Genomic DNA, 24,154 nt, shown 5'->3' on the forward strand with positions numbered 1-24,154 from the left:
TTACGACGTCGCCATCTTCAGCTTGCGGAACGCGGCCGGGCGAACAACGCCCGCACCAACGCGACGGCGAGCATGAAAGCGAACGAGACCTTCAGTCTTAAGAAGCCACGGATTTGCTTCCACGCCGAAGTTCACACGGTCGTAGATGCGATAACMGGCTTTGAAGTCGCCGAAGATGATTGGGAAAGCATTTGCGGCGACGTCCGGCATGTCGACAAGCTCGACAACCGGGCGACCGAGGATCGTTTCCGGCTGGCCTGCCTGATACGAGGGTTGCCAAAGGTAGTTGCCGGCTCCGTCTTTCAAGGTCCGGATGACGGCAAGCGTGGTGCCGTTCATAGCCCACGTTCCCCGGTTGCGATAAACGGCCGGAAGCGAATACATCAGTTTGATAAGCGCATCGGCTGACAGGTTGGTTGCGTGGCCGTTCAGGGCGTTCGCGACTGCAGCTTCGTTCATGAAGCCAGATGGCGCGGCAGCGTCTGACACGCCGACGAAAGCCTTACTCTCCTTCTGGCCGAAATCTTCGGCGAGGGCGAGATTGACTTCGCCGACAACGTCGGCGCTGGCGTCTTCGATCATCCAGCGACTGAGATCGACATGGGTCGTCAGTTCCTTGACGCTGATTTCCATGTCGCCGAAGCTCGGCTCGGATGCTTCAGATGCGGTAGCTTCGCCCTTCCACTTCGCGTTCGTGACCGACAGACGCTTCGGCAGAATGACGGTATGTGAGGAGGCCGGCTTCACGTCCACGAGCCCGCGAACAGGCGAAAATTCGATGAGGTTGCGGATAAATTCGTTGCTTGTTTCTTCCGGCGCGAGAATGTAGCCGGTCAGTTCATCAGCGCCGACAGTCAGAGCTTTCTTGTCGATTTCGCCGGTGCGGAGGTAGTCGGCGAACGCCTTCTTCTCAAGGTCGTTGTCGTTTTCCGCTGCCGGATGATTGTTGTTTGCTGCGGTCGGGCGATTGAGCTTCGCCTTGATCGTGGCGATATCGGCCTTGAGTGCCTTCAGGTCTTCCGGCGAGATCACCGGATCATTCTTAGTTTCGAGTTCTTCGTTTTCCAACTTGGGTTCCTTGTTTCCTGCCGCGCCATCGGCGGCCTTTAGTGACGTGATTTGCGCGCCGGGATGGCTGGGAACGGCGACAACTGAGATTTCGTGAAGGTCGAGGGCTGTAATCGTCCGCCCGCGCTGGCGGGGCTTGGCAGCCTTCGTGCGAAAACCGATTGAGAGGCCGGACACGGCCTTGTTACGGATCATGGCGCGGACTTCGCGGGCGCGCTCAACGTCATCCACGAGCAAGCGACCTTTCACCGTGAGGCCGTCAGGCGTTTCGCTGATTTCATCCCAAACGCCGATCACCTGCGCTTGATCGTGAGCGAACAGCATCGGCAGGACTTCCGGGGAAGCGATGGCTCCCTTTTCGATCACGTCGCCGACGCGATCCGGGGAGCCGAAGGGCCATGCAATGCCGGTGATGGTGCCGGCATCGTCAACGGTTAGCGCGGCTTTGATTTCGAGGCGGTCGGTCATTCGGCCACCTGTCCGTCTTCCCCCTGGGCGTCATCATTGCCGAAGAACAGCGAGGAAATGACGCCATCGGCTACGGAAAAGATTTCCCCGAGCGGACGCCCGACGCCATAGACGGTCACAAGCTGATCAGCTTCGACCGGAGAGATACCGCCCCCGATGAGCCCGAGCCGGATAACTTGAAGCACGTCGGACAACGAGTAATCGGAAGTGCGAAAGCGCCGAAAAAGAGCGCCGACACCCACGCCGGTCTTGCGCTCAAGTTCCTCGATAAGTTCGCGATTTGGAAAAGCGAAGACCTTTTGGCCGTCACCAAAGAACGCGGTGTGCTGTGTCATGCTGCATCCTTCACCGACACCGTGGCCGGCGCGGCATTGCTGGTGGTGTGCGGATTGGTAAGTTCATCGCCACCGGGAAGCGGCGGCATGTTGAGGATCGCCCGGACTTCGTTCGGGGTCATGATGCGGTTTGTCACGAGCGCGGTCATGTTCGCGGTGCGGCTTGCTGCATCGGCGCGCATCAGGTCGTCAGTGACAAACTCAAAATAATGGTCGTCTTGTTCGTCCTCGCTGAGAAGGACTGTCGTCATGGCGTCCGTCCAACGGTCCAGCCACGGGCGAAGGCAAAGCTGTAGGAACTGTGCGCCCATCTGTTCGGTGTTCGACCACGTTCCCCGTGTCAGTTCGAAAAGCATGGTCGGCGGCACGCCGAAGATGCGGGCGATTTCGCGGACCTGTTCAAGCCGATGCTCAAGGAACTGCGCATCGGTCGAGGTCATGGCTGGCTGATCATACTTCCAGCCGGCATCAAGAATGAGCGGATCGCCAGAACCACCCTTCTGCCACTCGCGGAAGGACTTGCGGATGTTGCCGACCGCCTGCGCGCCAGCTTCGCCGCCCTGCGGCTTGTCGTTCGAAATGATACCGGTCGGGCGGGCGCCGGAACCGAAGAACTGCGCGCCGTGGCGCTCAAGGATCGACGCAAGGCCGATAGCTTCCTTGCCGAGCGAGATTGGCGAGACGCCGAGAAAGGAGGGAACGTGCAGGATTTCGGTGTGCGGGTAGTCGCGAGTGCCACCTTCTTCGGAAACACGATAGACCGGCGCGCCGGTAAGCGGTGCCTCAAGCACTGTCGTCTTGCCGGGCTTCAGGCGATGTAGCTCGAAAGGCCGCCCATCTTCGAAGCGCACGACGCGGGCATAGCCGTTACCGTGGATAAGGGCGTCGGCGGTTAGAACGGTGCGAAGCTCGCCCGCGCCGGTCCATTCATTGGCACGCTTGTGAACGATGCGATAAGCGGAATGATCTTTAGCCGGGAGTTTGCCGGTAGCGGTTTCCTGATAGACCTTGCAAGGAAGAGAACCGATGGTTTCGGAGATTAAACGGACAGCTTGAAGAACAGCGGGGACATATAGCGCCGATCGCCCGGCAATGTTGACGCCGGAATAAATCGGACGGAAGCCAATCAGGTCAGCGAATTCGGGACTATTAAGCGAATACGCCTTTTGTTCTTGGCGGAAGCCAAAAGCATTTGAGATAGCAGAGGCGATACTCATTCAAGGTTCCCAATTCGATCTGGGAACTATTGTCTCACGCTCCGAACCTAATGTGAATCCTTAATAGGAGCAAATTCCTATAATAGGAAATAAATCTTTCATTCGCACGTGTGCTCAGCAACCGAATCTCGTTATAAACGCCTAGGGCAAATTCACCGGCAGATGGCGGCGTAATGACTAATGACGCGAACAATGAACGTCCGATCAAGGGTGCGACTGGCAAGCTTTTGATTTGCGGGGGTGCAACGGCGCTTTGGTTGATCGCCGCTGCGTGGATTGGATATTTTGCTCATCCACCCATGGACGATCTGAGTTGCAAAGGAACATTTGCCTGTTTAACTGCGAGTGAATGGGGCGACTACTTAGCGGGCGTATTTGCGCCCATAGCATTTGTTTGGCTGGTAGTCACAGTATGGATTCAGTCAGACGAATTGCGGGAGCAACGAGTTGAGCTTGCATTGACAAGAAAGGAATTCGAGCTCAACCGCGCGGTTATGGAGGAACAAGCTAAAGAGGCGAGACGTCAAGCCGAATACGTGGCGATGCAGACCTCACTTTTAGACGACGAGGCCAATGCGCGAAAAGCAGACGCTCATCTAGCCTCGTTTATGACATTGATGTCTCGCTATGTTGAGCATTCGCGTGAATCTCGCGAAAGCGTGTTTTATCAGCGAGATCTTCTTCCCGGATACCTATTTTGCGAAGTTAAGCTAGGCAGCAACGAACGCTATGTCTACACGCAGTGGGAGCACACCAATTCAATACTTGCTGGAAAGGCGGTAGGACTGAAACTCGTGGGTGATGAAATATTCGAGGAAGTCTTCATATTCATTTACAGTGCAGAAGAACTAGTTGATTCAATTCCATACCACAGCCGAGTATCCTGGAAGAGAAGTAAGCTAACTCCGCTGCTGGATAACTACTGCCGAATGATTGTAGGCAGCAACAGGATGTCCCACCTGCAGGGGCATGTCGAAGCGCGTGACAGACGCCTGGGACGTAGCGCCGTTAACATCTAAGGTTCAAGGTGGCTTAGCTTGAGCCCGGAGTAGGCTATGGTGTTAACGAGTTCCACGCGCTGCTCAAGCATACCTTGTGCAAGAACCCCGTAACCGCGCGTCACTTTGTTTCCGCTAACGTGGCCGAAGATGAAATTGAATTGCTCATCCAAATAGCCGGCACGGCGCACCGCGTCGAAAGCGCCATGCCGGAAAGAATAGAGGGATAGGCCGCGCCCGTTCTTGATGCCAATTCGGGTAAGGTAGCGGCCAAACTCGCGACTGTAATCAGCGATCATTTGGCCGCGCGAGTTCCGTTCGGCAAGCGGGAATAGGCGAGATTGTCCTGCTTCTTGCATGTCGGCACGGTATTCGAGGAAACCAAATTTGATGAGCTCGGAATGAATAGGAACGACGCGCCTTGAACCTTCGGTTTTCACGCTCTTGCCGCTGTCCACGTCATCATCGTCGCTGGTTTCGGTGATATCCATTATCCAATGCCCGTGCTCCTGCCGGACGTCTGAAATGGCAAGCTGCGCGATCTCTGCCGGACGTGCGCCGGAATAGAGCATTACCAGCGGAACCCAATAGCGGTGATCGCGAATAAGAACGTTGCCGGGCTTGTGCCAGAAGCGAGGCGCTTCGTCGCTCTGGCATCCCGTGAACAAGGGAGACTTGAACAGCACGTTCATTTGGTCGGTCGTGAAAGGGAAGACCTTTTTCTTCTTGTCCTTCGCCAGGGACATCCCTTCAGTCGGATTGTTCTCAAGGTAGCCGTGCGACACAAGCCAGTTGCAGAACGCGCCGAGACTGGAAAGGTAGCGGTTGACGGTGCGCGGCGTCAAAACCGGCTTCCMTACGATTTCATTGTGCTTCACAATCTGCACAATCTTCATACCGGCGAAAGCCTTCGTCTCCGTCGCTTTGACCGGATATCTCATCAACAACGCTTTCCACTCGCGAATTACCTTCTTGTCGATCCGATGGACGGGGTAGGTGCTCCCGGCATAATCAACGAAAGTTCCAATGTCGCGGCGGGCCTGTGCAAGCGTATCTGCTGTAATGCTCTTCGGATTTTCGCGGGCGTAATTCCCGAACAGTTCCAGAATGCCTTCGCCGGCTGCCGCTGTCTCGCGCACTTTCCCGACGGCAGGCTTCACGATGGGATCAGCAGGGACGCCCGAATAGTTACCCTGGTCGCGTTCAAGCGTGCGCTCGATCCCCTCGATTTCGGCGCGCATCAACAGAGCGCATAGCTCATAATAATCGTCGGATGGTTTATCGATTAAGAGGCGGTTCTTGGCGATGAAGCTGTCTACCGCAAGCTCTATGAGCCTCGTTTCACCGGAGACTATATCCCGCTTCAATGCGGCTAACCGGCGAGTTCTGTAGTTAGCATCGTCGCCGCGAGCTCTAAGCATGATTTCAAGATCGGCATGCGCATTGATCATGCCTATGAAATCAGCGGAGTATATTTCTCTGCGTTCGATCTTACGCCAAACCTTGTCTTCTTCCGCCTGAATATCGGCATGCGAGGGCATAGAGCGACGCTTTTCGTCGTCGCGCTGAAGCGTCGCCTCGTAGTGCTGCCAAACCGCAACAGCCTTGTCGTCGTCGGTGATCTCGCGCCGAGAATTTATATCGTCGAATTCTGCGCGCCATGCCTCAATCACCGGCCATAGGCGTCTCTYTGCCTCGTTCTCATCCTTCGTGCGGAGAGACTTCTTCCGCACTTCGCTGCCGATATGCGCGACCAAATCGGCCGGAATATCAATACGGGCGTAATAGGTGCCGTTGCGTCGTTCAAGGTAGGTTAGGCGTGCCATTTCAGGGGTTCCGTAACAGTGCTCCGTAACACCATTCCGTAACAGTCCTAAAAAAATACGTCAATAAAAACAAATAAGTAAATGAAATTAAGGCGCTAAATAAACTTGGATTTTGTTCCAGGCGCCCCAGCCACATCTTCCGGACAATCCGTGAGTCATCTCCTCGAAGCTGCACCCGCGGCAATAGTCTGCACAAGCTCGTCCACCTCCCGTGCAAGGCGCTCGGGCGGCAAGCCGACGAAGCGGCCTTCGAGGCTGATGCTGACAACACCGTGAACGGCACCGAACAGGGTGCGGGCGCGGATGGCCCTGTCTTCCGCAGGCATATCGGGTTGCAGTTCGGCAAGCGGTTCGGCAATCACATTCATCAAAAAGAGATGCTCGTCGAGATGCCATTGCGGCGTCGGGCTGGTTTCGGGCGGAAAGTGGTCGAACAGCGCCTTCCAGAGATTTCGGTTTTCGACCGCGAAACTTAAATATCCCTGCGCCAGCTTACGCAGCCGGTCTGTCGGCGTCGTGTCTCTGGTTTCGGGTAGCGTCAGCCTTGCCTCCAGCGCCTTTAGCGTTGTGGAGTTCACGTGGATGACGAGTTCGGAGAGATCGGCGAAGACCGTATAGAGCCCACCGAGCGCACACCCGGCATCCTGTGTGATGTCGCGCGCCCTGAGATTGGCGAGCCCCTCCTCGGCAATCCGGTTTCGCGCCGCATCGATCAGCCGTGTCTTCAGATCCTCGCGTTTTTCTTCTCTTTTGCCGGCCATTAACCATCTCGCTTCGATTCCATGAACGGTGTTCAAAATTATTCTTGAACACCGTTCATGATTCTGCCATAATTCAACTCGTGAACAACGTTCATAAACCGGAGGAAGGAAATGTTCAAACTGATTTCGACATTGCTGCGGGGCAGGGCCCATGATGCCGAACAGGCCTTTGCTGACCGCAACGCCGTACCTCTTCTCGCTCAGCAGATTCGCGATGCAGCGCAATCGATCCAGTCGGCCCGTCGCAGCGTAGCGATCGCCATTGCCCAGAACGAGCAGGAGCGGATCCAGCATGCAATGATTGTCTCCCGGATCGACGATCTCGAAACCCGCGCTTCCGCGGCGCTCGCCAAGGGCAATGAAGCACTGGCCCGGGAGGCGGCCGAAGCGATCGCCTATCTCGAGGCCGAGCGCGATCAATCCGAAAAGGCCCAGGCTCAGTTTACGACCGCAATCGACAAACTGAAGGGAATTGTCCGCGTCTCGGAAACGCGGCTGCAGGAACTGCAGCGTGGCGAGCGCCTGGCCCGCGCCACCGAAGAGGCGCAGAAGCTTGATGTCACCGTGGCCGGTCCAGGTTTTGCGACGCTTGACGATGCGGAGGAGACCCTTGCGCGCCTTCGCATCCGCCAGAAGCAGAATGAACTGACAGCCTCGGCCATGAAGGAGATGGAGACCTCCACACGTCCCGCTGGGATCATCGAGAAGCTTGCCAATGCCGGATGCGGCGCGCCTTTGYGCTCCTCCGCCGATGATGTGCTCGCCCGTCTGCGCAGCCGCATCAATCCCGCCGCTTAAAGTCAACGCCATCAAACCTGAGGGAATCACGACAATGAACGACAGTTTCCAGAAACATTCCGCCAGTTGGGTCAGCTTCTCCTACATCTCTTTCGGTGCAGCAGCCTTCATGCTGGCCCTCGGCCTCTATATGATGCCGCTCGATCTCTGGGGAAAAGGCTATCTGGCCATGGGCATTCTGATGCTGATGCAGACGACGGTGAACATCACCAAGACACTGCGCGACAATGCCGAATCCGAGAAGCTGATCCGCAAGGTCGAAGACGCTCGCACGGAGAAGCTGCTCGTCAAGTTCAATCGTAACGGTGAAGATTGATCTTCGTTAACTACACCATAGAGTTGTTATCGTGCTCAACTTTTACACAACAACTCTATGGCCTTGTCTGTGGATCTCACAAGGAGCCAGCCGATGCAACGCAGCCTGATGACTTCGAGGAAATTCGCGCCGTTGTTCTGGACGCAATTCCTGACCGCCTTCAACGACAACTTTCTCAAGAACACCCTGGTGTTCCTGATCCTGTTCCAGATGTCGGCCAATGAAGGTGCCGCGCTCGTCACGCTCGCCGGCGTCATCCTCATCGTGCCGTTTCTGCTGCTTTCGGCCATCGGCGGCGAACTCGCAGACAAGCACGACAAGGCAAGGATCGCCGAACTTCTGAAACGATGCGAGATCGCGGTCGCCGCCCTTGCCGTCGTCGGTCTTGCATTCTCGTCCATCTGGATACTGATGGCGGCGCTGTTTGGCTTTGGCGTCGTCTCTGCACTTTTCGGACCGATCAAATATGGCATCCTGCCCGACCATCTGGAGCGCCGCGACCTGCCGAAGGCCAATGCCTGGATCGAGGGCGGCACGTTCATTGCCATCCTTGCCGGCACGATTGTTGCTGCATTTGCCTTTTCCGGCGGCGACAATGTTCTCGTCTTCGGCACGATGATGATGGGGCTTTCGGTGATCTGCTGGCTTGCCAGCCGGATGATCCCGGCAACCGGCTCCAAGGCTCCTGATCTCAGGATCGACACCAACGTCATCCGCTCCAGCTACAATCTCGTCATGGAAATCCGCAGCGACAAGCGTCTCTGGCGTTCGGCGCTGATGAACTGCTGGTTCTGGCTGGTTGGCGCCTTCGTCCTGTCCATCCTGCCGACCATGGTCACGGAATTGCTTGGTGGTTCGGAAATCGTCGTGCCGGCCTATCTGACGGTCTTTGCCGTCGCTGTCGCGATCGGTTCGGCAATCGCTGCCTGGATGTCGTCGGGTCGCATCGTTTTGCTGCCGGCGCCGATCGGCACGGCGCTGCTTGCCATCTTCAGCCTCGACCTCGCCTGGAACCTCTGGGGTCTGCAATCGACCAGCCACGCGACGACCATCCTCACCTTCTTCGCCGGCCAGAACACCATCCGCGTCGCAATCGACCTCGCCGGGATGGCGATCTCAGGCGCCTTCATTGCGGTACCGACATTCGCTGCATTGCAGACCTGGGCACATGAGGACCGCCGCGCCCGCGTCATCGGCGCTGCCAATGTCCTGTCGGCCCTCTTCATCACGGTCGGCCTTGGTACTGTTGCCGTCGTCCAGGCCCTGGGCGCCTCCATTCCGCAGATCCTGATCGGCCTCGGCATCATCAATTTCGCCGTTGCCTGGCTGATGCTGAAGACGTTGCCAACCAATCCTTTCCGCGATTTCGTCTCGATCCTGTTTCGTGCGTTCATGCGGCTGGAAGTAGAAGGCCTCGAAAACATCAAGAAGGCAGGTCGCGCACCGATCATCGCGCTCAATCATGTCAGCTTGCTCGACGGTGCGCTGGCACTCGCCATCACCGAGGAAGAACCGGTCTTTGCGGTCGACTACAAGATCGCCCAGGCGTGGTGGGTCAGACCCTTCCTGAAGATGTGCAAATTCCTGCCGCTCGATCCGACCAAGCCGATGGCGACACGTTCGCTGATCAAGGTGGTGCAGGACGGCAGCCCGATCGGCATCTTTCCCGAGGGACGCCTGACGGTGACCGGCACATTGATGAAGGTCTATGACGGCGCCGCCATGGTTGCGGACAAGACCGGATCGATGGTGGTGCCGGTGCGGATCGACGGCCTGGAGAAGAGCTATCTCTCCTATCTTGATAACGGCAAGATCCGCCGCCGGCTGTTTCCCAAGGTCAAGGTCACCATTCTCGAGCCGGTGAAGCTGGAAGTTCCGCCTGAACTCAAGGGTCGCAAGCGCCGCACGGCGGCGGGCGCTGCCCTCTATCAGGTCATGTCGAACCTGATGTTTAGGACCGCCGATACGTCCTCGACCGTCATTGATCGCATCATTGAGGCGAGCCACGAATACGGCATGAGCAAGCTCGCCGTCGAAGATCCGGTCACCGGCAAGCTCACCTACGGCAAGCTGCTGACGGGTGCCGCGGTGCTCGGCGCCAAGTTCCGCACCATGTTCCCGGAAAACAACCTCGGCGTCATGCTGCCGAATGCCAATGGCGCTGCCGCAACCCTTCTCGGCGTCATGACAGCGGGCAAGGTACCGGCCATGCTGAATTTTACTGCCGGTGCGGCCAACATCCTTTCCGCCTGCAAGGCCGCAGAGGTGAAGCACGTCCTTACGTCTCGCGCTTTCGTCAAGCAGGCCAAGCTGGGGCCTGTTATCGAGGAGATGGAGAAGCAGGTGAAGATCGTCTGGCTTGACGATCTGCGTGCCGAAATTGGTTCCGTGAGCAAGATCAGAGGCTATCTGCACAAGGCAAGGCCGCTGGTGAAACGCCGGCCGGATGATCCGGCAGTGATTCTCTTCACCTCGGGTTCCGAAGGTACACCGAAGGGCGTGGTCCTGACCCATCGCAACATCCTGTCGAACGCCGCTCAGGCAGCCGCCCGCATCGATTTCCACAGCGGCGACAAGGTGTTCAACATCTTGCCCGTTTTCCATTCCTTCGGGCTGACGGCAGGCACCGTGCTGCCTCTGATCTCGGGCGTGCCGGTCTACTTCTATCCTTCGCCGCTGCATTACCGCATCGTCCCGGAACTGATTTACGTCTCGAACGCCACGATCATCTTTGGCACCGACACCTTCCTCAACGGCTACAGCAGGACAGCGCATCCTTATGACTTCCGCTCTATCCGCTATATTTTCTCCGGCGCGGAGCCGGTGAAGGCCTCGACCCGCGCGACCTATATGGAGAAATTCGGCCTGCGCATTCTGGAAGGTTATGGCGTCACCGAAACCGCACCGGTCATTTCGATCAACACGCCGATGTACAACAAGTCGGGCACAGTCGGCAAAATCCTGCCGGGCATGGAATGGAAGCTCGAGTCGGTACCCGGTATCGATGAGGGTGGCCGGCTCGTCGTTCGCGGCGACAACGTCATGGCGGGTTATCTGCGCGCCGAAAATCCCGGTGTCCTTGAGCCGCTCGTCGACGGCTGGCACGATACCGGCGACATCGTCACCATCGACGAGGATGGTTTCGTCAAGATCCGTGGCCGCGCCAAGCGCTTCGCCAAGATCGGCGGCGAGATGATATCGCTTGCGGCCGTCGAGACGCTTGCCGCAGAACTCTGGCCGGGCGCTCTCTCGGTCGTGTCTTCAATACCGGACGCAAAGAAGGGTGAGCGGCTGGTTCTCTTGACCGATGCGCCGACTGCCACCCGCGGCGAGTTCCTCGCTTTTGCCAAATCAAAGGGCGCCATGGATATGATGGTGCCGGCCGAGATCAATATCGGCACGGTGCCGGTGCTTGGCTCGGGAAAGGTGGATTTTGTCGCGGCGCGCAAAATGGCCGAAAGCGCAGCACAGCCGGAGCAGGCGGCATAAGCCTGGCTTCATCCTGCGCAGCCCGGCTCATGTTTTTCAATCGCTGCCTGTCGAACTGCAGCGATGTCCGTTAAAACGAAAACAGGCGGCATGGCCGCCTGTTTTGATGTCTCGGACAAACCGTCCGTTACTTCTGTTCTGGCGCCAGGAATTCGGCACAGTAGGAAGAACCGCTCACACCCGGGATATCATTGACGGTGCGGATGTCACGGATCGTGTAGTCGGAGTTGGTGGTGATTTCGGCTTGGCAGCGCAGATAGAGCGTGCGGGCTGCCGCAATCTGCTTGCCGCGCTTGCCATCGGCGCCTTCGGCATATTTCGCGGGAACGCGCACCGTCTTGTAACCGCCTTTCCAGCTGTAGATCGTCGAAGAGCCTTCGTCGCGATCGCTGAGCGGCGGGCCGTAGGCGGCAAAGAACTTGCCGGCCGACTGGCCGACCCAGCGGGCTTCGATCGGATCGCCGGGAGTGGGTATGGTGGTGCATCCGGCAAGCGCAATTGCAAGCGCGGCGGCCCCGGTCATGGTGCGGAGTTTCATCGTGTCGTCCCTGATATTTAGCCAGTGGCTGCGAAGCCGCCTTTGCGGCGGTTTCGCCTGTCCCGCCAAGCCCTTTAGCGTGTAACCCGGCAAAAGAAAATTGCCACTTGGCCGCTTCTGAAGAATTTGCCGGGGGTGTGGCTTTTTGCTGCACGGCCTGGCGAAAGGCCCTGTCACGAGCCTGTCAAAAATTCCCGCGCCTTTTTGAATTTTGGTGCTTGCGCAACATTATAGGCCGGTCTATAGAGGCGCCGCTGGTCACGGAGTGTAGCGCAGTCTGGTAGCGCACCACGTTCGGGACGTGGGGGTCGAGTGTTCGAATCACTCCACTCCGACCAGCTCTAATCTCTTGTATTCCCGATACAAAATTATCTCCCGAAATTACGGGTTAATTTTTCCGCTATCGTTACCACAAGTGTCGCCCACCGGCGAGTTTTGGGTTCCGTATATTCGGATAAGCTCACTGCCGTCGGACTGATTTACTTTAGTAATTTGTTGTTAACCATGAATTGCTACCAAAATTCATCTCCTGGATGCATGACGCATTCGATTCCCTTCTATGGCCGCTACCGTCGCCATTTTCCAAGGATCGTTGATGTCATCAATCATCACCAACAATTCTGCCATAGCTGCGCTCCAGACTTTGCGAGGAACCGGCCGTTCCTTGCAGCGGACGCAGGAGCATGTGTCGACGGGTCTCCGAGTTGAAAAGGCTGCGGACAACGCGGCGTATTGGTCGATTTCGACCACGATGAGGTCGGATGCGAAAGCCATATCAGCAGTTCAGGATGCGCTGGGTCTAGCCGCGAATACCGTCGACACCGCATATGTTGGTATGTCCAACGCAATCGACGTGATGAGCGCATTCAAAGCAAAGCTGGTTGCGGCCCATGAATCTGGCGTTGACAAAACAAAGATAAATGAGGAGCTGAGCCAGCTCAAACAGCAGCTGAAATCGATTGCAGCTTCGGCTTCCTTCAACGGCCAAAATTGGCTTTGGATGACTGATCCCACAGACCCGCAACAAAATGGTGTCAAGCAGTTGCCGGGGGCATTTGTCCGTGACGCTTTTGGGAACGTCTCGGTACAACCTATAAGCTTCGACATGACCGCGAGCTTCGATACAGATCAAGTCTACTACTTGATTTCGGACGGCGGCTGCGACGGGATTATAACGAATTCCGGTTTCGCTAACATTCTCGGGTACACCAGAGAATGGGTGGTCTTTAATGGTGACAACCATCAGATACACCCCGAGATGATCCTAACGCCGCAGACGACAAACGAAGAACTGGACGAGATGACAGGTATTACGGAGCTTATGCTTCAGCGAATGGTTGACGTCGGTTCCATGTTCGGCTCGCTCACAAAACGCATCTCCATGCAGACCGAATTCGCATCGACACTCCAAGACTCTATTGCGTCAGGTATCGGCCGTCTCGTGGACGCCGACATGGAAGAGGAATCATCCCGGTTGGCTGCCTTCCAAACCCAGCAGCAGCTCGCGATTCAATCTTTATCGATTGCAAATCGAGCCCCGCAAAACATGCTCTCGCTTATCCAATCGTAAACAGGCCACGCCGAAAATTCGGATTGTCGCTGGCTGCTGCCGTTGCGATCTTATGTATTAATCCTGACATCGAAGCCGCGATGGTACTGGCTGCCAGAACCTCTTTGAAAACACGCTTGCGACAGCAATTGGCAGTGTGGTTTCTGGCTGCATCTCCGCCGATGACGTCGTCGCGCGGTGAGTTGCTGCCGGTGTAGGCAGAACGAAGTTGGGATGATGGTTTCTCCTTCAGCCCGCCGATTTGAAACAGCCAAAATTCAGAATTTTAGATTTTGCTAACGAACAAATAGGCGCTAAGCTGGCTTCCTTCGGAGGAGGAAGCGTCAATGAAGAAGATGAACAATCGACAAGTTCGGATTCCAGGCCCGAAAGATCAGGATATCACCGAGCATTGCCGAAAATTCGGGATAGGCCCGGCCGAGGAGAAGAAGCTGAAGAAGCTCCTGGGTCATAGGGCGCCGCTCCATGAGATTCAGGCGAACGCTTCCAAGCCTCAGCCGAAGTGGCGTTAGAGCGGAACCTTTCTTCACCTCAAGCTATGAACGCGATGTTGGTGGCCCACTCTGACGCGGGTGCAGGACTTTCCCATTCCCGGATGCTTGAAATAAAAAGCCCCGCCGGTGGCTTTCGGCGGGGTAGATGGGGAAAGCTCTCCGAAAGGTGGCAGGAGAGCTCGGGCATTTCAGCAAGTCTGAAAGAATGAGGCGAGGGCACTTTTGCCGGATTCGGTACAGTTCGCTTAAAAACCCGTAATTTTTAGTGGGAAAACTCGCAATTTCGGCTTGGCACCGTTTTTTGGCGAGGAGAGCACGCCGTCGCAGCGACGTGCCCGCCTTCGATCATATCAGCTGGCCGCCTGCAGCTTGTCCTGCGTCTTCGTATCGAAGTCGCTGGCGTCATGGCGTTCATGGAGTTGGCTGGAGGACTCGCCGCTGACGCGGTTGACCATCCGGCCGCGCTTGACGGCAGGGCGTTCGCCAATCAGGTCGGCCCAGCGCTTCATGTTCTTGTACTCCTGCACCTGCAGGAATTCGGCGGAATCATTGTACATCCAGCCCTTCACGAGGCCGCCATACCAGGGCCAGATCGCCATGTCGGCGATGGTGAAGTCGTCGCCGGCGATATATTCGCTTTCAGCCAGACGCCGGTCGAGCACGTCGAGCTGGCGCTTGGTTTCCATGGCGAAACGGTTGATCGCATATTCGATCTTCGTCGGCGCATAGGCATAGAAATGGCCGAAGCCGCCGCCGAGATAGGGCGCGCTTCCGACTTGCCAGAACAGCCAGGAGAAGCATTCGGCGCGCTTGGCCGGATCGGTCGGCAGGAAGGCGCCGAATTTTTCTGCGAGATAGGTGAGGATCGCGCCGGATTCGAAGATGCGCACCGGCTTTTCGCCGCTTCGGTCCATCAGCGCCGGGATCTTGGAATTCGGGTTGATCTCGACGAAGCCGCTGCCGAACTGATCGCCATCGCCGATCCTGATCAGCCAGGCATCATATTCCGCGCCGCGATGGCCAAGCGCCAGCAGTTCCTCCAGCATGATCGTCACTTTCACGCCATTTGGCGTTCCAAGCGAATAAAGCTGCAGCGGATGGCGGCCGACCGGCAACTCTTTTTCACGGGTCGGTCCGGCAATCGGGCGATTGATGCTGGCGAATTGGYCGCCGTTTTCCTTGTCCCAGGTCCAGATCTTAGGGGGCGTATAGTCGGACGAACTGGTCATGTGAGCTCCTGACAGAATAACTTCGTGTTTTGCATGAAAGGCCCAATCCTTAACCTCAATTGGGACCCATGAACATATTGGTAGCAATGAAGTTATTGTCATCAGGGCGGCGGCTTTTTAAATTGCCGCCGCAGAGCCGCGTTAGAAGCTGAGCTTGCTTTTTTGCTGGCCGTCGGCATCGAAGTTTTCGGGCACCAGCCACGCCTCGTAGCCGGCCTTCAGTTTCGGCCAGTCGCCATCGGTCATTGCAAACCAGGCGGTATCGCGGTTGCGGCCCTTCTGCACCATGTGCTGACGGAAGATGCCTTCAAAGGCGAAGCCGAAGCGTTGTGCCGCGCGCTTGGACGGTTCGTTGAGATTGTTGCACTTCCATTCGAAGCGCCGGTAGCCGAGCGTGTCGAAGACATAAGCGGCGCAGAGATAGAGCGCTTCTGTCGCAACCCGCTTGCGGGCGATCTCTGGTCCCCAGAGAATATTGCCGATCTCGATGACACCGTTGGCTGCATCGATGCGCATCAGTCCCTGCCTGCCCTCGGCGCGTCCCGTCGCCTTGTCGATGACGGCAAAGAACAGCGGGTCTTCGCTTGCGACGGACCTTTCCAGCCAGGGCGTGAAGGCTGCCATATCGGCAGGTGCTGCTTCGAAGAGATAGCGGAAGCGATCCTCCGCGCCCGGCTGCTGCGCGGAGCGGAGCAGGTCGGCGCCGTGTTTTGTGGCGTCCAGCGGTTCCAGGCGGGTGTAGCGGCCTTCAATCGGGGCGCGGGCGGGGCGGGCAACACCCTTCCAGTCGGCAAGATCTTTTGTCATATCCGTCATTCCATTGAACTTATGCATTGAACTCCGACTGCTCTTGCCTTGCAAATGGACTGGAGTAAAAGTCCAGTTCTGAACTTTCTGGCAGACCAGTTGACGCATGACATCGGCACCCATATGGCTGAGCCTCGATCGAAACGGCGGTGACCTGAGCGGGCAGATCTATCGAAGCCTGCGCGACCGTATCCTGCTCGGCCAGCTTCCGGCTGGCCATAAGCTGCTATCGACGCGTGCCCTTGCGGCTTCGCTCGGTGTTGCACGCTCCACGGCGGTAGAGGCCTATGACCGACTGAGATCCGAAGGGTATATCGAGGCGTCTGCTGGTGTTGCGACGCGGGTTGCAGCGCTTGAGCGTATGCGGCCCGAACACCAAAGGGACGACCGTGCTCCCGTTGAGGGCAAGAAATCGGACCAGCCTTCCTATCGTGGCCTGTTCCGGCCCGGTGTACCCGATGTATCTGATTTCCCGCATGCCGCCTGGAGCCGTCATCTTGCCGCACGCAGCCGCTCGCTGCGCATTCATCACCTCGGCTACGAGAACCCAACTGGTATCCGCGAGCTGCGCGAAGCCATCCTTGAGCATATTTCTATGACGCGCGGCGTGATCGCCGAGCCGGAGCAGGTCATGATCATGCCCTCCACGCGCGCGGCGATCGATATGCTGGCGAGAGCCATGCTGAGAAGGAGCGGACGCAAGACCGCATGGATGGAAGATCCTGGCTACGCTGCTGCGCGCTTGCTGCTCGGCGATGCCGGCGCCGAGATCGTGGCGGTTCCCTGCGATGGGCAGGGCATCGACGTATCGAAGGCGGAAGGCCCGCAGCCGGCGCTGATCTATGTGACGCCATCCCATCAATATCCGACCGGCGCCACGCTCAGCCTGCCGCGCCGGCTGGCGCTGCTGGAGGCGGCGCGCCGTCACGAGAGCCTTATCGTCGAGGATGATTACGACAGCGATTTTCAATATGGCTCGCGGCCGATCGCCGCCTTGCAGGGCATCGACAGGGCGGAGGTCGTGGCCTATGTCGGCACCTTCTCGAAGGTGCTGGCACCTGGCCTGCGTGTCGCCTATGCCGTCGTGCCGCGTTGGCTGGTATCAGAGGCTTCGGAGGCGCTGCATCGCAGGGGCGTCGCCGTCTCCACCCATATCCAGGCGGCACTTGCCGATTTCATCAACGAGGGCCGTCTGCGCGCCTATTTGAGGCGCATGAGCCAGCAATATGCCGAGCGGATGGCCCGGACGATCGGAATGCTGGAGAGCCATTTTGGCGGAAGACTTGTCATTTCGGGCGGCAATGGCGGACTGCAGCTTGCGGCCTGGTTTCGCGATGAGATGGTGGATGACCGGGCGGTCGTCGCGAAGGTGAATGCATCAGGATATGGTCTGATGCCGATGTCGGGTTTCTTTATCGGCAAATCTGCTCCCGGCATTCTCTTCGGTATCTCGCAAGCGGAAGCGGCAGCCGTTCAAAGACTGGCAGCCGATCTGAAGTTGATGCTTGGCTAGAAGCAACTGCGCCCGGAACTGGTCCGGGCGCAGCGCTCACGTGGGTGCCCTTCAAGCGGCGGCGAAGGGCACGGCCACGAAGGTCTTGTTACCGCCGCGTTCGATCAGGAGCAGCACCGACTTGCGACCGGACTTGCCGGCATCGGCAACGGCGGTCTTGACGTCGCGGGCATCATGTACCGGCTTGTCGTTGACCGAGACGATCACGTCGCCGGGCTGGATGCCGGCAGCAGCGGCCGACTTGTCCGGGTTGACGTTGGCAACGACTGCGCCGGCAACGCTGTGGGGCAGGTTGAGCTGCTGGCGAACATCAGGCGTCAGGTCGGCAAGGCCGATGCCAAGGCTCGGCTGGCCAGCGGCCTGGCCCTGGTCATCGCTGCTTTCGGCAGCAGCCTGCTTCTGCGTGTCTTCGTTGCCGCCGACGGTGACGTTCAGATCGACCGTCTTGCCGTCACGCCAGACGGTCAGGGTTTCCTTCGCACCTGGCGACAGGTCGGCAACGAGGCGCGACAGGTCCTTTGGCGTCTTGACGCTTTCGCTGCCGACGGCCGTCACGATGTCGCCGGTCTTCACGCCGGCATGCGCGGCAGGCGCTTCGTTGGAAACAGTAGCAACCAGCGCGCCTTCAGCCTTGGAGAGGCCGACGGCATCGGCGACATCCTGGGTGACCGGCTGGATCTGTACGCCGAGATAGCCGTGATCGATCGAACCGTTCTTCTGCAGCTTGGCAACGATCGCCTTTGCTTCAGATGAAGGAATGGCGAAGCCGACGCCGACGCTGCCGCCGTTCGGGGAGTAGATAGCAGTATTGATGCCGACGACATTGCCGTCACGATCGACCAGCGGGCCGCCGGAATTGCCGTGGTTGATCGGCGCGTCGATCTGGATGAAGTCGTCATAGGGGCCGCTATGCAAGTCGCGGCCGCGAGCCGAGACGATGCCGGCCGTCACCGTCGTGCCAATGCCAAACGGATTGCCAATGGCAAGGATCTGGTCGCCGAGCTTCAGCTTGTCGGAATCGCCCCAGGCGATGGTCGCAAGCGGATGTGGAGCCTGAACCTTCAGAACGGCGAGGTCGGACTTGGCGTCGGCGCCAAGCAGCTTGGCCGGCAGTTCGGTGCCGTCGTCGAGTGTGACCTTGATGTCGATGGCGTTGTCGATGACGTGGTTGTTGGTGACGATCACGCCGTCGGGGCTGATGACGAAACCGGAACCGAGCGCCATGGCATGCTGCGATTGCTGCTGCTGCTGCTGTGGAGCCTGGTGCGGCAGGGGAATACCCTGCTGTTCGAAGAACTGGCGGAACTGCTCGTCCATCGGTGAACTGTCGGCACTGGCGTTAGTTGCCTTCATCGTGGTGGTAATGGTCACCACGGCTGGCTTGTCGGCATCGACGATGGAAGCAAACGAGCCGTTGGAGGCAAGAATGCCGCCGGTCTCAGCCGGAGCGGCAAGAGCTGCCGAGGTAGAGGAGATGGCGAAGGGCAGGGAGGCCGCGCCGAGAACGATGGCCGCTCCGACAAGTGCTGCGGCCCGATGCTTGCGAAGAATGTTTGACATGCTGGATTCCCTTGCGAGAGCGTTGGCATTGAATGGCGTCTTGGTTCCATGCCATGGACCTTGGCGTCAGTGAGTATTGCTGCCAGGTTTTACCGTTTATTACTTATATTTCGCCTGTATTATACGACGAATACTGTATTCGGGAAGAACTGGCGCTTGATACCTATATGACCCGTTCTGTGGGATTTACAAATTAAACATTGATCATGTTTGTATTACAGGATCGTAAGACATTACTGTAATTTAATCTTGGCCGACCAAGTATCGCCGCAATTCTCCCGGCTCCCGCAGTTGCCCGCGCCGCGTGGTGCCAGAATAGTAAAATATATCCCACTTTCGTGTGATCCGCCGGCCTGCCGCTGCGTAATGACCTGAACCATTCACGACGTTTGTTCATGTTTTTTCGTGCTTCGGTTGAGCTGGAACATTGAAATGTTAGTAGACTCTAAATTAATTTTTCTTCAGAAAGAGCAAACCGCGAATTGGCACGGAGCGAGGCTCGCAGCGGCATGCGGGAAGCGATGAGGGATTCAGTGAAGCCGGGGCGGGAAAAGAAGCGCAGTTCCCATGTGAAGTTGAGTGATGTTGCAAAGAGGGTAGGGGTCAGCCCGATCACTATCTCGCGCGCGCTTCGCAACCCTGAAATCGTCTCCGAAGAGCTGCGCGAGGTCATCCTGCGCACCGTCGACCAGATGGGCTACATCCCCAATCTTGCTGCCCGCGCGCTTGCCGGCCGCCACAGCGGCATCGTCGGTGTCATCACTCCGTCGCTTCATCATCCCTGCTTCACCGGTGTGATGATGGGCATCGAGGAGCGGTTGCGGGCTACGGATCTGCGGGTGCAATATGCCAATACGCTCAACGACGTCGATCAGGAGATCAGCCAGTTCAAATCCTTCCTGGCGCAGAAGCCGGCCGGGATCATCCTCGTCAACGCGGAACATTACGACGGCCTTGCGATGCTGATGGACGCGGCTGCCTTTCCGGTCGCCCATGTTGCCGATCTCAGCCAGCCGCCGGAAACGCTGCTAGTCGGCATGTCGCATCATGTTGCGACGGCCGCCGCCACCCGTTTCCTTCTGTCGAAAGGATACAAGCGGATTGGTTTCATTGGCGGGCTCAGCGATATCCGCTCGCGCCGCAGTCGTGCGGGATATGACGAGGCCATGCGCCAGGCCGGTCTCGACAATCCGTCGCTGACCCACGGCGAAGACGGTTCCACCAGCATCGGTCTCGGACGGCGCCTGTTCAGCGAGCTGCTGGAGAGGGTGCCGGATCTCGATGCCATCCTCACGCAGAACGACGATCTGGCCCTGGGGGCCCTGATCGAATGCAACGAACGCGGCATCAACGTGCCAGAGGATTTTGGCATCTGCGGCTTCAACGATCTGGAATTTGCGCAGTTCACCTCGCCGTCTCTGACGACGGTGCATGTTCCGCGTTACGACCTTGGCCGCCGCGTCGCCGACATGCTGCTGCGCGCCATTCGCGAAGAGCGGCCGGAAGAGCAAAGGGTCGATCTCGGTTTTTCGATCATCGAGCGCGGCTCGACGCGGCCGGAACCGAAGCAGTGAAACGGAAATGAAAAAGGGGCCAATCGGCCCCTTTCTTTAGATATCGCTTGCCGCGCTCGACCAGAGCTCGGCCGCTTCCGACGCCGTCATGCGGCGCACTTCCGCTTCGTGACGACGGTTGGCGAAAAGCTCGCTCGCCATGATCTGCTCGGCGAGATCGGCCGGAAGCGAGAGGATGACGCGGGCATCACTACCATACAGGCCACTGACATCGGTGCGTTTGCCGGTCACCATGCCGCCGGCGATGGTGTTGTTGGTCTCCGGGTCGATCAGGATGAAAGAGCCGGTGGCACGGTTCTGCTCATAGGGATCGAAGATCGCCGCTTCGTCGAAAACGAGCCGCACTTTGCCGATTGCATTCATGTAGAGCCGCTGGGCGGAATTCCAGGCGCCGGTCTTCAGCTCGAGCTGGCTGACGGGTTCGACCTGAACGCGCTGGCGGCGCGAACCGCTCTTCAGCCAGTAGCGCTTGCCGGCCTCGATACCCTCAGGCTGCAGGGCGACGACCTGCGCATCGAAGGTCAGGCCTGTTTGCGGTTGGCTGTCAATCGAAACGATCATGTCGCCGCGCGCCACGTCCACCTGACGGTCGAGCACGAGCGTGATCGCGTCACCGGCGACAGCCGCATTGCGCACCAGGTCGAAGGTGACGATCTTGGTGACATTGGCGACCATGCCCGAGGGCAGGATCATGACGCTGTCGCCCGGCTTCACAGAGCCGCCGGCAACCGTGCCCTGATAGCCGCGGAAGCTTTCGCCGGGGCGGGAGACGCGCTGCACGGAAAAGCGGAAGCCTGTCGTCTGGCCGGAGCGGACGGTTGCATGCTCCAGCGTCTCGACCAGCGTCGGACCATTATACCAGGGCATCGCGGCCTGGCCGGAATAGACGACGTTTTCGCCCTTCAGCGCCGACATCGGAATTGCGGTGATCTGCTTGACGCCGAGTGACAGGGCAAATTCCTTAAACTCGTGAGTGATCTTGTCGAAGCCGGCACGGTCGTAATTCGTCAGGTCGATCTTGTTGACGGCAAGCACGAACTGCTTGATGCCGAGCAGCGAGGCGATCGTCGCGTGACGGCGCGTCTGTTCGAGAATGCCGGCGCGGGCATCGACCAGCAATATGGCGAGATCGGCAGTGGATGCCCCGGTCGCCATGTTGCGGGTGTACTGCTCGTGACCGGGCGTGTCGGCGACGATGAAGGAGCGCTTGTCGGTCGAGAAATAGCGATAGGCGACATCGATGGTGATGCCCTGTTCGCGCTCGGCCTGCAGGCCATCGAGCAGCAGTGCGAAATCGGGCAGGCCGAGATCGTTCTGCTTGCCGGTGGAATCGCGACGAAGCGTTGCCGCCTGATCTTCCTTCACTGCCTTGGTATCCCAGAGCAGGCGCCCGATCAGGGTGGACTTGCCGTCATCGACACTGCCGCAGGTGATGAGGCGCAAAGGGCGCGAGTCGCGCAGGGCCTTGAGCGGCTCGGCAGCGGGCACGGCGACGACGTTTGCGGGAACTGCTGCAGTCATCTCAGAAATATCCTTCACGCTTCTTCTTTTCCATGGAACCGGACTGGTCACGGTCGATGGCGCGGCCCTGACGCTCGGAAACCGTGGCGATTTCCAGCTCCGCGATGATCTCTTCAAGGCTGGTGGCGGTCGATCGGATCGCACCCGTCAGCGGGAAACAGCCGAGCGTGCGGAAGCGGATGGAATCTTCCTGCTTCGTTTCGCCGGGCAGCAATTCGAGCCGCGGATCGGAAGCTGAGATCATCATCCCGTCACGCTCGACATAGGGGCGCTTGGCCGCGAAATAGAGCGGCACGATCGGGATGTCCTCAGCCTGGATGTAGCGCCAGATATCGACCTCGGTCCAATTGGACAGCGGAAAGACACGTACGCTTTCGCCCTTGCGGATCTGGCCATTATAGACGTTCCAGAGTTCCGGGCGCTGGTTACGCGGATCCCAGCGATGGTCGGGCGTGCGGAAGGAGTAGATGCGCTCCTTGGCGCGGGAGGCTTCCTCGTCACGCCGTGCGCCGCCGAAGGCCGCGTCGTACTGTCCGGCATCCAGCGCATTGCGCAGCGCTTCCGTCTTCATGATGTCGGTATAGCGCGCAGAGCCATAGGTGAACGGCGTGATGTTTTCAGCCGCACCACGCGGATTGATGTGCTCGATCAGGTCGAGATCGTACTTTTTGATGATCTCGTCGCGGAAGGTGATCATCTCCGCAAACTTCCAGCCCGTGTTGACGTGCAGCAGCGGGAAGGGCACGCGGCCGGGGTAGAAGGCCTTGCGGGCAAGATGCAGCAGCACGGAGGAATCCTTGCCGATCGAATAGAGCATCACCGGACGCTCGAATTCGGCTGCAACTTCGCGGAAGATATGGATCGCTTCGTTTTCCAGCGCCTTCAGATGCGGGTCGAGCGGCGGCTTGGCGCTCTGCGGATTGGTCAGTTCCGTATCCTGACGGTTATCGGACATTTCGTACTCCAGACTCTTTATTGCTGCGCGACGGACGAAGCCGCCTCTTCGGCGACATGCAGACCGCATTCGCGCTTCTCATCCTGTTCCCACCACCAGCGGCCGGCGCGCTCCGGCTCGCCGGGCTTGATGGCACGGGTGCAGGGTTCGCAGCCGATCGAGGGATAACCGCGCGCATGCATCGGGTTTACCGGCACGCTGTTGTCGGCGACGAAGGCATTGATCTTGTCGATGTCCCAGTCGGCGAGCGGGTTGACCTTCAGGAGGTGACGCTCGGCGTCATATTCGGCAAAGGGCGTCTCGGCGCGGTTGGCCGACTGTCCGCGGCGCAGGCCGGTGATCCAGATCGTTGCGCCTGCCAGCGCCCGCGCAAGCGGCTTCAGCTTGCGCACGCCACAACAGGCATGCCTAGCTTCGACACTCTCGTAGAAACCGTTCATGCCGTATTTTGCTGCGTAGGCGTCGATATCCGCCTGCTCCGGTTCGTACTTGACGATATGGATGTCGTACTGGCTTTCGGTCTCGTCGATCAGCTTGAGCGTTTCGGCGAAAAGCCGGCCCGTTTGCAGCGTCACGACATCGATCGGCAGGCGATGCGTACCGATCTCGGCAGTGATGACCTGGTCCTCGATGCCGAGGGAAGTGGTGAAGACCACCCGCCCGCCAAGGCCGGCCACGAACGAAAGCCGACCTGCGAGGTCGAGGCCCGCGAGCTTGTCAGCCAAACCCTCGGCTTCTTCGATCGGATTGATAACAGTCATGGGGGATCCTGTCCTTGATGTTGGCCGGAGTATCGCAGCTGATCAATGGAACGGATAGAAAAAGGGATTTCGAAAGGACTGCTTGGCGGAGCAAATATCTCTCCCATCCTGCCGCAATGCAGAAAAGCAGCCGCCGGCGCCAAAAAGGCACCCCGGACTTAATGTCTATAGAAATAGTAGTGTTACACGACGCCTGTCAATCGGAAATCTGAATTGATGGCGGGAAAGATGAAAATTGCCTTCTTTTGACATAGATTACCAGCTGTTGGCCGAGGGTGAAAAACAGAGCCAAAATACTTGTCTCTCAAGGCTTTTTCCGGCGCGTTCAAATTCCGTTCATGCTGGCTGTGCAATAG

20 protein-coding genes and 1 tRNA gene are annotated in these 24,154 nt (G+C 58.3%); 9 read left to right on the forward strand and 12 right to left on the reverse strand.

The features are described 5' to 3' along the window. From AC1D35_RS08260 to AC1D35_RS08270, 3 genes are read right to left on the reverse strand one after another with little or no spacing between them, the layout of a single operon-like run. Window positions 1–1,536, reverse strand: a complete 1,536-nt coding sequence (locus tag AC1D35_RS08260; protein WP_477938501.1) for a phage major capsid protein — start codon at window positions 1,534–1,536, stop codon at window positions 1–3. Further along, window positions 1,533–1,871: a gene transfer agent family protein gene (locus AC1D35_RS08265; protein ID WP_477938502.1), complete on the reverse strand. Its 339-nt coding sequence runs from the start codon at window positions 1,869–1,871 to the stop codon at window positions 1,533–1,535. The genes AC1D35_RS08260 and AC1D35_RS08265 overlap by 4 nt, the downstream gene beginning before the upstream one ends. Continuing rightward, window positions 1,868–3,088, reverse strand: a complete 1,221-nt coding sequence (locus AC1D35_RS08270; RefSeq protein ID WP_477938503.1) for a phage portal protein — start codon at window positions 3,086–3,088, stop codon at window positions 1,868–1,870. Before AC1D35_RS08270 ends, AC1D35_RS08265 begins: the two co-directional genes overlap by 4 nt. A gap of 173 nt (window positions 3,089–3,261) precedes the next feature. Here AC1D35_RS08270 and AC1D35_RS08275 point away from each other — a divergent pair, with 173 nt between their 5' ends. After that, window positions 3,262–4,107 (forward strand): hypothetical protein, encoded by an 846-nt coding sequence (locus AC1D35_RS08275; protein ID WP_477938504.1) that lies wholly within the window; start codon window positions 3,262–3,264, stop codon window positions 4,105–4,107. Here the strand turns inward: AC1D35_RS08275 and AC1D35_RS08280 are convergent. Together AC1D35_RS08280 and AC1D35_RS08285 are read right to left on the reverse strand one after the other, a co-directional pair. Continuing rightward, the gene (locus AC1D35_RS08280) at window positions 4,104–5,912 is read right to left on the reverse strand and encodes a DUF6538 domain-containing protein (protein ID WP_477938505.1); all 1,809 of its coding nucleotides are present in this window, start codon (window positions 5,910–5,912) and stop codon (window positions 4,104–4,106) included. The two genes, AC1D35_RS08275 and AC1D35_RS08280, sit on opposite strands and share 4 nt — an antisense overlap. A 155-nt stretch (window positions 5,913–6,067) precedes the next feature. Further along, the gene (locus AC1D35_RS08285; RefSeq protein WP_113309898.1) at window positions 6,068–6,673 is read right to left on the reverse strand and encodes a TetR/AcrR family transcriptional regulator; all 606 of its coding nucleotides are present in this window, start codon (window positions 6,671–6,673) and stop codon (window positions 6,068–6,070) included. Between the two features lie 111 nt (window positions 6,674–6,784). On the opposite strand from AC1D35_RS08285, the gene AC1D35_RS08290 reads away from it, so the two are divergent. The 3 genes from AC1D35_RS08290 to AC1D35_RS08300 all read left to right on the forward strand — a co-directional run bounded on the left by AC1D35_RS08290 (window position 6,785) and on the right by AC1D35_RS08300 (window position 11,276). Continuing rightward, window positions 6,785–7,471 carry a PspA/IM30 family protein gene (locus AC1D35_RS08290; RefSeq protein ID WP_477938506.1) on the forward strand — a complete coding sequence of 229 codons (687 nt, stop codon included), beginning with the start codon at window positions 6,785–6,787 and terminating at the stop codon, window positions 7,469–7,471. Between the two features lie 34 nt (window positions 7,472–7,505). Beyond that, the gene (locus AC1D35_RS08295; RefSeq protein WP_113309900.1) at window positions 7,506–7,787 is read left to right on the forward strand and encodes a YiaA/YiaB family inner membrane protein; all 282 of its coding nucleotides are present in this window, start codon (window positions 7,506–7,508) and stop codon (window positions 7,785–7,787) included. 93 nt (window positions 7,788–7,880) lie between these two features. Continuing rightward, the gene (locus AC1D35_RS08300) at window positions 7,881–11,276 is read left to right on the forward strand and encodes an acyl-[ACP]--phospholipid O-acyltransferase (protein WP_113309901.1); all 3,396 of its coding nucleotides are present in this window, start codon (window positions 7,881–7,883) and stop codon (window positions 11,274–11,276) included. A gap of 127 nt (window positions 11,277–11,403) precedes the next feature. Here AC1D35_RS08300 and AC1D35_RS08305 read toward each other — a convergent pair whose 3' ends face one another. Beyond that, window positions 11,404–11,814 carry a hypothetical protein gene (locus AC1D35_RS08305; protein WP_113297152.1) on the reverse strand — a complete coding sequence of 137 codons (411 nt, stop codon included), beginning with the start codon at window positions 11,812–11,814 and terminating at the stop codon, window positions 11,404–11,406. 261 nt (window positions 11,815–12,075) lie between these two features. Here AC1D35_RS08305 and AC1D35_RS08310 point away from each other — a divergent pair. From AC1D35_RS08310 to AC1D35_RS08320, 3 genes are all read left to right on the forward strand, one after another. Further along, window positions 12,076–12,152: transfer RNA gene (locus tag AC1D35_RS08310), tRNA-Pro, on the forward strand. A 257-nt stretch (window positions 12,153–12,409) separates the two neighbouring features. Next, window positions 12,410–13,384 carry a flagellin N-terminal helical domain-containing protein gene (locus tag AC1D35_RS08315; RefSeq protein WP_113309927.1) on the forward strand — a complete coding sequence of 325 codons (975 nt, stop codon included), beginning with the start codon at window positions 12,410–12,412 and terminating at the stop codon, window positions 13,382–13,384. Window positions 13,385–13,710: 326 nt separating this feature from the next. Then, the gene (locus tag AC1D35_RS08320) at window positions 13,711–13,896 is read left to right on the forward strand and encodes a hypothetical protein (protein WP_113297151.1); all 186 of its coding nucleotides are present in this window, start codon (window positions 13,711–13,713) and stop codon (window positions 13,894–13,896) included. A 332-nt stretch (window positions 13,897–14,228) separates the two neighbouring features. On the opposite strand, the gene yghU is transcribed toward AC1D35_RS08320, so the two are convergent. Next, window positions 14,229–15,107, reverse strand: a complete 879-nt coding sequence (yghU, locus tag AC1D35_RS08325) for a glutathione-dependent disulfide-bond oxidoreductase (RefSeq protein ID WP_477938507.1) — start codon at window positions 15,105–15,107, stop codon at window positions 14,229–14,231. Between the two features lie 141 nt (window positions 15,108–15,248). Then, window positions 15,249–15,914 carry a GNAT family N-acetyltransferase gene (locus AC1D35_RS08330; RefSeq protein ID WP_113309928.1) on the reverse strand — a complete coding sequence of 222 codons (666 nt, stop codon included), beginning with the start codon at window positions 15,912–15,914 and terminating at the stop codon, window positions 15,249–15,251. 106 nt (window positions 15,915–16,020) lie between these two features. Here AC1D35_RS08330 and pdxR point away from each other — a divergent pair, with 106 nt between their 5' ends. Continuing rightward, entirely contained in the window at window positions 16,021–17,427 is a 1,407-nt protein-coding gene (gene pdxR, locus AC1D35_RS08335) for a MocR-like pyridoxine biosynthesis transcription factor PdxR (protein ID WP_113309903.1), read from the forward strand. Between the two features lie 51 nt (window positions 17,428–17,478). On the opposite strand, the gene AC1D35_RS08340 is transcribed toward pdxR, so the two are convergent. After that, a complete protein-coding gene (locus AC1D35_RS08340) occupies window positions 17,479–18,987 on the reverse strand; it encodes a DegQ family serine endoprotease (RefSeq protein WP_477938508.1) in 1,509 nt (502 codons plus the stop codon). Window positions 18,988–19,508: 521 nt separating this feature from the next. Here AC1D35_RS08340 and AC1D35_RS08345 point away from each other — a divergent pair. Beyond that, the gene (locus AC1D35_RS08345) at window positions 19,509–20,561 is read left to right on the forward strand and encodes a LacI family DNA-binding transcriptional regulator (RefSeq protein WP_477853935.1); all 1,053 of its coding nucleotides are present in this window, start codon (window positions 19,509–19,511) and stop codon (window positions 20,559–20,561) included. Window positions 20,562–20,597: 36 nt separating this feature from the next. Here the strand turns inward: AC1D35_RS08345 and cysN are convergent, their stop codons facing one another. Genes cysN through AC1D35_RS08360 form a run of 3 tightly spaced genes read right to left on the reverse strand, consistent with a single transcriptional unit; the run spans window position 20,598 to window position 23,798 of the window. Further along, a complete protein-coding gene (gene cysN, locus AC1D35_RS08350) occupies window positions 20,598–22,082 on the reverse strand; it encodes a sulfate adenylyltransferase subunit CysN (RefSeq protein ID WP_113297147.1) in 1,485 nt (494 codons plus the stop codon). A gap of 1 nt (window position 22,083) precedes the next feature. Continuing rightward, window positions 22,084–23,037, reverse strand: a complete 954-nt coding sequence (gene cysD, locus AC1D35_RS08355) for a sulfate adenylyltransferase subunit CysD (protein ID WP_477833456.1) — start codon at window positions 23,035–23,037, stop codon at window positions 22,084–22,086. A gap of 17 nt (window positions 23,038–23,054) precedes the next feature. Beyond that, the gene (locus AC1D35_RS08360) at window positions 23,055–23,798 is read right to left on the reverse strand and encodes a phosphoadenylyl-sulfate reductase (protein ID WP_113297145.1); all 744 of its coding nucleotides are present in this window, start codon (window positions 23,796–23,798) and stop codon (window positions 23,055–23,057) included. Between the last annotated feature and the right edge of the window lie 356 nt (window positions 23,799–24,154).

The sequence above is a fragment of the Rhizobium sp. P1_E6 genome (genome assembly GCF_056405875.1).

Excerpts from the sequence above, each read along its gene's own strand:
- cysD (WP_477833456.1), bottom strand. The coding sequence starts at position 23,037 with ATGTCCGATAACCGTCAGGATACGGAACTGACCAATCCGCAGAGCGCC.
- AC1D35_RS08340 (WP_477938508.1), bottom strand. The coding sequence starts at position 18,987 with ATGTCAAACATTCTTCGCAAGCATCGGGCCGCAGCACTTGTCGGAGCG.
- AC1D35_RS08265 (WP_477938502.1), bottom strand. The coding sequence starts at position 1,871 with ATGACACAGCACACCGCGTTCTTTGGTGACGGCCAAAAGGTCTTCGCT.
- AC1D35_RS08270 (WP_477938503.1), bottom strand. The coding sequence starts at position 3,088 with ATGAGTATCGCCTCTGCTATCTCAAATGCTTTTGGCTTCCGCCAAGAA.
- AC1D35_RS08305 (WP_113297152.1), bottom strand. The coding sequence starts at position 11,814 with ATGAAACTCCGCACCATGACCGGGGCCGCCGCGCTTGCAATTGCGCTT.
- cysN (WP_113297147.1), bottom strand. The coding sequence starts at position 22,082 with ATGACTGCAGCAGTTCCCGCAAACGTCGTCGCCGTGCCCGCTGCCGAG.
- AC1D35_RS08295 (WP_113309900.1), top strand. The coding sequence starts at position 7,506 with ATGAACGACAGTTTCCAGAAACATTCCGCCAGTTGGGTCAGCTTCTCC.
- AC1D35_RS08320 (WP_113297151.1), top strand. The coding sequence starts at position 13,711 with ATGAAGAAGATGAACAATCGACAAGTTCGGATTCCAGGCCCGAAAGAT.
- AC1D35_RS08275 (WP_477938504.1), top strand. The coding sequence starts at position 3,262 with ATGACTAATGACGCGAACAATGAACGTCCGATCAAGGGTGCGACTGGC.
- AC1D35_RS08345 (WP_477853935.1), top strand. The coding sequence starts at position 19,509 with ATGAGGGATTCAGTGAAGCCGGGGCGGGAAAAGAAGCGCAGTTCCCAT.
- AC1D35_RS08360 (WP_113297145.1), bottom strand. The coding sequence starts at position 23,798 with ATGACTGTTATCAATCCGATCGAAGAAGCCGAGGGTTTGGCTGACAAG.
- pdxR (WP_113309903.1), top strand. The coding sequence starts at position 16,021 with ATGACATCGGCACCCATATGGCTGAGCCTCGATCGAAACGGCGGTGAC.
- AC1D35_RS08300 (WP_113309901.1), top strand. The coding sequence starts at position 7,881 with ATGCAACGCAGCCTGATGACTTCGAGGAAATTCGCGCCGTTGTTCTGG.
- AC1D35_RS08285 (WP_113309898.1), bottom strand. The coding sequence starts at position 6,673 with ATGGCCGGCAAAAGAGAAGAAAAACGCGAGGATCTGAAGACACGGCTG.
- AC1D35_RS08315 (WP_113309927.1), top strand. The coding sequence starts at position 12,410 with ATGTCATCAATCATCACCAACAATTCTGCCATAGCTGCGCTCCAGACT.
- AC1D35_RS08330 (WP_113309928.1), bottom strand. The coding sequence starts at position 15,914 with ATGACAAAAGATCTTGCCGACTGGAAGGGTGTTGCCCGCCCCGCCCGC.